Source organism: Caballeronia sp. (assembly GCF_049581465.1).
GTDB lineage: Bacteria > Pseudomonadota > Gammaproteobacteria > Burkholderiales > Burkholderiaceae > Caballeronia.
This window is the reverse complement of the sequence record NZ_JBAUSA010000015.1, coordinates 1-5,541: the sequence shown is the minus strand read 5'-3', so window position 1 is coordinate 5,541 and position 5,541 is coordinate 1. Positions and strand designations below refer to the sequence as shown.

Here is a 5,541-nt window from a genome sequence, read left to right as displayed (position 1 = left end):
GCCCCGACGAGCGCGAACGACACGCGACATCATCGGCGGATTCGGAGTTTCGTGACGCGCGCGGGCCGGGTGTCGACCGGGCAACGGCGCGCGCTCGATGACATCGGCCCGCGCTTCGTCGTGCCCTTTGCGCCGCAGCCGCTCGACTGGGATAGCGCGTTTGGCCGCACTGCACCGCGAGTACTGGAGATTGGCTTCGGCATGGGCGCGACAACCGCTGAAATCGCGGCCGCCCGTCCCGCCGATGACTTCCTGGGTGTCGAAGTGCACGAGCCGGGCGTCGGCGCGTTGCTCAAGCTGATCGGGGAGCAGGAACTCGCGAATATCCGCATCGTCCAGCATGACGCGGTCGAGGTCCTGGAACAGATGATCGCCCCCGACAGTCTTGATGGCGTGCACATCTATTTCCCCGATCCTTGGCACAAGGCGCGCCATCACAAGCGCCGGTTGATCCAGCCGAAGTTTGTCGCGTTGCTGGTATCGCGGCTCAAATCCGGCGGCTATCTTCACCTCGCGACCGATTGGCAAAACTATGCTGAACAGATGCTTGAGGTTTTATCGGCGGAACCGGCGCTCGAGAACACAACCGACGCGGGCTACGCACCACGGCCGGATTATCGGCCGGTGACGAAGTTCGAGCGGCGTGGATTGAAGCTCGGCCATGGCGTGTGGGATCTGGTTTTCAAGCGCCGCTAACTGCGCCATTCAACGCAAAAAAACCACGAATTCGTGGCTTTTTTGTGTTTTTGAGCATACCCGGATCAATCGGCCCAGCTCAGGGCACCGCTGTATCCGACGGCCAAAATCAACAGTCCGAAGCCGATCCGATACCACGCGAACGCTGTAAAGTCGTGGGTCGCAACGTAGCGCAGCAACCAGCGGATACAGATAAACCCACTGATAAACGCTGCCACCAGCCCGACGACAAACAGTCCGAGCGCATCGAACGAAAGGGTTTGCCAGTCCTTCGCCAATTCATAGATCGTCGCGCCGAAAATGATGGGGATCGCGAGAAAGAAAGAAAACTCAGTCGCGACACGACGTTCGAGCCCAAACAGCATCCCGCCGATAATGGTAGAACCCGAGCGCGACGTACCCGGAATCAGCGCCAGGCATTGGGCCAGGCCGACCTTGAACGCATCGGCATAAGTGAGCTCATCGACCGATGTCACACGCGGTGCGACGCCACGATCCCGCTGCCGTGCTTCTGCCCACAGGATCACGACGCCGCCCAGGATCAACGCCACGGCAACGGGCACAGGCGAAAACAAGACGGCCTTGATCTTCTTTTCCAGCAAGAGGCCGAGCACAACGGCCGGAATCGTCGCGATGACAACATTCGCCGTGAACCGCCGCGCTTTCGGCTGAGTGGGAAGACCCACGATCACCGCGCCAATCTTGCGCCGGTATTCCCACACAATGGCGAGAATCGCGCCGAACTGGATCACGACGTGGAACGTTTTCGCCTCGGCACCGGTGAAGTCCAGCAAACTGCCTGCAACAATCAAGTGCCCCGTACTAGATACAGGTAAAAACTCAGTCAAACCTTCTACGACGCCCAGAATCAGCGCTTTGCAAAACAAGATCCAGTCCATCACTCCACCCCTTGTTGGTCCGGCCGTCTGGCCGGGGCACAAGGCATTTCGGGAGGCTGGATTTATCGAACGCGCTACTTTTCGACGATCTGTACCCGTATGCCATTTGTAAGGACGGTGATTGTACCCGGTTCGTAGGTCACTCCGGCAAACTGAAGTTGTTCGGGCTTGAACGTATAGATGGGATAGCGGTCGAGAAACTGGGCCGCGAGCGCCGCCCCCGCTGCGCTGATCTGCTGGTTGTACTGCGCGGCGTCCCCGGTGAGCTGGGAATCATCGACGGTTGGTGACAGCAGGATGACCGAATGGCTCGGTGCGTCGTAAGCCAGTTGGCTGGAAAGCGTAAACACGCCGGTGACCGGTTCTGGCATGAACGGCGTGGCAAGCCGGGCGTTGAGCCGAACAGTAATCCGGTTGCGATCCGGGGCAAGGCCGACAAGAGGATCGGCCAGCGTGACATCGAATATCTGCGATGCCGTACGTTGCAACGGGAATTTTCGCTGCACGGCCTCCTGAACCTGTGCCTGACTGAAGGTGTAGTGATCGGGGATAAACGGGAATATCGCGGCGGCGCACGTCCGGCTACCCAGCGCTAACACGCCCGCGCCACTCAACGCGGCAAGGAAAAACCGGCGCCGCTTCGGCGCAACGGCTTGAGTCATGCGAATTTCTCCAGAGATTTGACTGATGATCGTTCGACTGTCTAGATGCGCCCGGGTTGCAGGTCAGGCTGCGTGTCGAATTCGAGTTGCGTGAGCCACGCGAGCGCGTAATCGCGCGTGTCGCCGCACATGGGCTCCGATGGCTGCAGGCCGGAACAGCACGCGGGCCGGCGGGGATCGCCAAAGATTGCGCAGCGCAAGTCCGGACCCAGTTGCACGCAGCGTACGCCTGCAGGCTTCCCCTCGGGCATGCCGGGAATCGGGCTCGAAATCGACGGCGCGATGCAACATGCGCCGCACGCTTCGCGGCACGCGTGCATGGAGTTCGGACTGTGGGCGTTGGACATCGGCATGAAGGGTGAAAAGCAGGTATCAAGCGGCATTGTGCCACCGTGCGGCTGCGGCGTTTTCACGCAAGAGCGGTGCGAATCGGTCAGCTAGACTCGGGAGACTTAGTTCGAGCTCGTCCGCGATGACCTTCTTCCGCCCCGATCTCCTCGCGAAATACAGCGCGAACGGTCCCCGTTACACGTCGTACCCCACCGCCGTCCAGTTCACCGACTCCTTCGATCCCGCCGATTACTATCGGGCGGCGTCCGCTCCGGGCGCGGCATCGGCGGATTTGTCGCTCTATTTCCACATCCCGTTCTGCGCCACAGCCTGCTTTTACTGTGGCTGCAACCGGATCGCGACGAAAAATCGGGCCCACGCACGGCCTTATCTGGATCGGTTAAAACGCGAACTTGCGTTGCAGGCTGAGCACTTCGATACCACTCGCCCCGTGACGCAATTGCATTGGGGCGGGGGCACGCCGACGTTTTTGTCGCACGGCGAAATGGCCGAGCTCATGGAGGCTACCGCCCGGCACTTTCATTTGCTTCCCGACGCGCAAGCAGAGTATTCGATCGAGGTCGATCCACGCGAGGCATCGGCGCAAACGATCGGCGTGCTGCGCAACATAGGTTTCAACCGGTTGAGCGTTGGCGTACAGGACTTCGATCCCCGCGTGCAGCACGCGACCAACCGCATTCAGCCACTCGAAGTGACGCGTGCCGTGATGACGGCGGCTCGGGACAAAGGCTTCAAATCGATCAGCGCCGACCTGATCTACGGCTTGCCACATCAAAGCGTAGAAAGCTTCACGTCCACGCTCGATACCATGATCGAACTCGCGCCCGACCGGCTTTCGGTGTTCGGCTATGCGCATATGCCGGCACTTTTCAAGATGCAGCGCCGTATCGATGAAACCGCCCTGCCTTCGTCTGCCGAGCGTCTCGCGATACTTGAGCGCGTTATCGAGAAGCTGAGCGCAGCGGGCTACGTGTATATCGGAATGGACCATTTCGCCCTGCCCCACGACGAACTCGCGATCGCGCAAACAGCTGGCACGCTGCAGCGCAACTTCCAGGGCTATAGCACGCAAGCGGATTGCGACCTGATCGGATTCGGCGTCTCGTCGATAGGAAAAGTCGGCAATGTCTACGCGCAGAACGCGAAGGACATGGCCGTTTATGCAGAATCGATAGATCGCGGCGAACTGGCAATCGCGCGCGGCGTGCGACTGGATGCAGACGACCGGCTGCGCCGAGACATCATCTCGCAGCTCATGTGCCAGTTCGGACTGCGGTTCGACGAGCTGGAAGCCGCATACGGCATTCGGTTTCATTCGGTCTTCACCGACGAACTGGAACGCATGAAGCCGCTCGAGGCAGACGGTCTGGTGGCCGTGACCGGTTCCGGCATTCAAGTGCTGCCCGCCGGCCGCATGCTGGTTCGCAATGTAGCGATGATCTTCGATCGATACCTGGCTGGACACGCGGCGAAGCGGTTCTCGCGGACGATCTAAGCCCGTAGGCCCTCACGTGCGGTCCGTCCGGGCTAGTACTTGTGCAGCAAATCTTTTGCACTACGCCCGACTCCCGGTCGTCGAGTGGTCACACCGATCACTTCTCCGCCGACTGGGGGACTTCGGGGGGTTCGGTATCCTCCACTTTGATTTTGCGAGGACGGCCTCCGCGCGCGCCGTTTGCCCGCGCCGCTTCAGCTTTCAACGGGCTTCGGCTAGCCCCCCCTGCTTTGCCCAGGCGTTTTGCCATAAACGAACTCGAACCGAGCACGCCGGCCAGTAGCGGAAGCACGAGGACGTCCGCGTCGACCGCGGGAAAATGCAGGCCGTCTCCCAGCGCCGTGATTTCAATTGACTTGAGGTCTTGGTCGGTTGCCCCTTCGAGGCCCTGGATGATCCTCGCGGGAATCGCGAACAACGCCCCGTTCGACAATTCGATCACGAGTCGGCCGTCGTCGCTCCGGTACGCCACGGCGATCGCAGTCGGACCTTCCGCAATACGCTTTTGCATCCGAGCCTCGGCTTTCGCCATTTGCGCATCGGTGATTTCAGTCAAGACTGGCATGAATTGCATTCCATTCCGTGCAGAGAGAGCCAACGACGTTTTGCATCCGGCGAACGAAGGCAGTGACGTCAGCTTTCGAAAAACCGTGATTCTCGCGCACGTCAGGCGGGCCGCCTGGGCACTGCAAGTTGAAAACGGCATGATTGCCAGCGCCCACGACATGCACGTGTGCGGGCCGATGGTCGTTGGGATAGATCACGACGCGCGCGGCGCCGATGCGGAAAATCGTTGGCATGTCCCTACTGTATCCAGTCAAAGCTTATAAGTAAACCCAAACGCTTGGGTTTTTGAAGAAACCTCGCAATCCGTGGTTGAACTGCACGCCACAGACCGGTACGAGCTTAGAGATTTACTGGAAGCGCCACCATCCGCCGAATGGCTAGGGGACCCGCTCAGCAACACCACGTCGAGTATTTCTGAATTTGCTGGCTTAGAATGACAGCCACTTTCGAATTCGCGCCATAGCGTGTTCGATCGCCGCAGCCAACGTTTTTTCGCGCCGCACGCGACTTCTGCAAAGTGGGTTGACCCGCCCACTCCCGCAAACCGATTTCTGCCAGACATCATGCTCACGACACCGCCGCAATTCGCTCCGCTCGCGCAACTTGCCGAAGCCCTTCGTGCAGGTAGGACCACTAGCCGGGATTTGGTCGAGCAGGCGCTCGAACGCATTGAGGACCCCGCCGGACAGGGTGCCATCGCTTTCATGCACGTCGATGCGGCCCGTGCTCGCGCCGCCGCCGATGCCCACGACGCCTTACGTCGCGCGGGCACTGTGCTTTCGCCGCTGGCCGGCATTCCGGTTTCCATCAAGGATCTCTTCGACATAGAAGGGCAGGTGACGCGCGCCGGCTCGCGCGCGCTCGCTCACGC

At 60.4% G+C, this 5,541-nt stretch carries 8 protein-coding genes; 3 read left to right on the top strand and 5 right to left on the bottom strand.

Annotated elements, in window-relative coordinates:
• Positions 1-696 (top strand): tRNA (guanosine(46)-N7)-methyltransferase TrmB (trmB, locus tag WCA53_RS00350; RefSeq protein WP_423904024.1); only part of this gene is annotated, 696 nt, incomplete at its 5' end.
• 65 nt (positions 697-761) lie between these two features.
• Here the strand turns inward: trmB and WCA53_RS00345 are convergent.
• The 3 genes from WCA53_RS00345 to WCA53_RS00335 form a co-directional block, all read right to left on the bottom strand.
• Positions 762-1,595, bottom strand: coding sequence for an undecaprenyl-diphosphate phosphatase (locus tag WCA53_RS00345; RefSeq protein ID WP_423904023.1), 834 nt, complete (start codon positions 1,593-1,595; stop codon positions 762-764).
• A gap of 74 nt (positions 1,596-1,669) precedes the next feature.
• A complete protein-coding gene (locus WCA53_RS00340) occupies positions 1,670-2,257 on the bottom strand; it encodes a DUF1439 domain-containing protein (RefSeq protein WP_423904022.1) in 588 nt (195 codons plus the stop codon).
• Between the two features lie 41 nt (positions 2,258-2,298).
• On the bottom strand, positions 2,299-2,610 hold the full coding sequence (locus WCA53_RS00335) for a YkgJ family cysteine cluster protein (protein ID WP_423904029.1): 312 nt from the start codon (positions 2,608-2,610) through the stop codon (positions 2,299-2,301).
• A 119-nt stretch (positions 2,611-2,729) separates the two neighbouring features.
• Here WCA53_RS00335 and hemN point away from each other — a divergent pair, with 119 nt between their 5' ends.
• Complete coding sequence (gene hemN / locus WCA53_RS00330) at positions 2,730-4,103, top strand: oxygen-independent coproporphyrinogen III oxidase (RefSeq protein ID WP_423904020.1); 1,374 nt, start codon at positions 2,730-2,732, stop codon at positions 4,101-4,103.
• A 97-nt stretch (positions 4,104-4,200) separates the two neighbouring features.
• On the opposite strand, the gene WCA53_RS00325 is transcribed toward hemN, so the two are convergent.
• Both WCA53_RS00325 and WCA53_RS00320 read right to left on the bottom strand, forming a co-directional pair.
• Entirely contained in the window at positions 4,201-4,668 is a 468-nt protein-coding gene (locus WCA53_RS00325) for a DUF2442 domain-containing protein (protein ID WP_423904018.1), read from the bottom strand.
• Entirely contained in the window at positions 4,652-4,903 is a 252-nt protein-coding gene (locus WCA53_RS00320; RefSeq protein ID WP_423904015.1) for a DUF4160 domain-containing protein, read from the bottom strand. Before WCA53_RS00320 ends, WCA53_RS00325 begins: the two co-directional genes overlap by 17 nt.
• Positions 4,904-5,233: 330 nt before the next feature.
• Between WCA53_RS00320 and WCA53_RS00315 the strand changes: the two genes are divergently transcribed.
• Positions 5,234-5,541: amidase family protein (locus WCA53_RS00315; protein ID WP_423904013.1), on the top strand; the 308-nt coding region annotated here is incomplete at its 3' end.

Excerpts from the sequence above, each read along its gene's own strand:
- WCA53_RS00345 (WP_423904023.1), bottom strand. The coding sequence starts at position 1,595 with ATGGACTGGATCTTGTTTTGCAAAGCGCTGATTCTGGGCGTCGTAGAA.
- WCA53_RS00340 (WP_423904022.1), bottom strand. The coding sequence starts at position 2,257 with ATGACTCAAGCCGTTGCGCCGAAGCGGCGCCGGTTTTTCCTTGCCGCG.
- WCA53_RS00335 (WP_423904029.1), bottom strand. The coding sequence starts at position 2,610 with ATGCCGATGTCCAACGCCCACAGTCCGAACTCCATGCACGCGTGCCGC.
- hemN (WP_423904020.1), top strand. The coding sequence starts at position 2,730 with ATGACCTTCTTCCGCCCCGATCTCCTCGCGAAATACAGCGCGAACGGT.
- WCA53_RS00325 (WP_423904018.1), bottom strand. The coding sequence starts at position 4,668 with ATGCCAGTCTTGACTGAAATCACCGATGCGCAAATGGCGAAAGCCGAG.
- WCA53_RS00320 (WP_423904015.1), bottom strand. The coding sequence starts at position 4,903 with ATGCCAACGATTTTCCGCATCGGCGCCGCGCGCGTCGTGATCTATCCC.